The 1,051-nt window shown below is 65.8% G+C and carries 1 protein-coding gene; it reads left to right on the top strand.

Going from position 1 to position 1,051, the window contains the following annotated elements; all coding sequences use genetic code 11:
- On the top strand, positions 1–948 hold a 948-nt coding region (gene arcC, locus DXD94_RS09535; RefSeq protein ID WP_117763896.1), incomplete at its 5' end, for a carbamate kinase.
- Between the last annotated feature and the right edge of the window lie 103 nt (positions 949–1,051).

Here is a 1,051-nt window from a genome sequence, read left to right on the forward strand (position 1 = left end):
GGTAAGCCCGACCGCATCGTCGTCGCCCTCGGCGGCAACGCCCTCGGCAACAACCCCGTCGAGCAGATCGAGGCCGTGAGCAACACCGCCCACGCTCTCCTCGGTCTTATCGAGCAGGGCAACGAGATCATCATCACCCACGGCAACGGCCCGCAGGTCGGCATGATCCAGAACGCCTTCGCCGCTGCCCACGACGCCATCGGCACCCCCGAGATGCCGCTGCCCGAGTGCGGCGCCATGTCCCAGGGCTACATCGGCTACCACCTGCAGCAGGGCATCGGCCGCGAGATGCACAAGCGCTACAAGCGTTGGCACGCCGCCACCGTCGTCACCCAGATCGAGTGCGACCCCGACGATCCCGCGTTCAAGAACCCAACCAAGCCGATCGGCCCGTTCTACACCGAGGAGCAGGCCAAGGAGTTCATGGCCGAGGACCCCTCCAAGGTCTTCGTCGAGGATTCCGGCCGCGGCTGGCGTCGCGTCGTCGCCTCCCCCGATCCCAAGAAGATCGTCGAGGCTGACTCCATCCTCAACCTGCTCGACAACGAGTTCATCGTCATCGCCTGCGGTGGCGGCGGCATCCCCGTCGTCCGCGACTACGAGAACAAGGGCTGCTACAAGGGCGTTCCCGCCGTCATCGACAAGGACCTGGGCGGCGAGCTGCTGGCCGAGGACTGCGACGCCGACGTTCTGTTCCTGCTGACCGCCGTTGAGCATGTCGCCATCAACTTCGGCAAGCCCAACCAGGAGGAGCTCGAGGACCTCACCGCCGACGAGGCCGAGCGTCTGGCCGACGAGGGTCAGTTCGGCAAGGGCTCCATGGAGCCCAAGGTCCGCGCCGCCATCAAGTTCGCCCGCTCCCGCAAGGGCCGCACCTGCATTATCGGCGCCCTGGACAAGGCCGCTGAGACCATGGCTGGCCTCTCCGGCACCCGCATCCACGAGTAGTCTCTACTCTGTTGCCTCTCTCGTGGGCGCCAGGCAAAGCGCCCACAAACTACCTCTCTTCATGAGCCCTGCAGTCCGCTCCGACTGCGGGGCTTTTGCTATT

The organism is Collinsella sp. TM10-22, assembly GCF_003466125.1.
GTDB lineage: Bacteria > Actinomycetota > Coriobacteriia > Coriobacteriales > Coriobacteriaceae > Collinsella.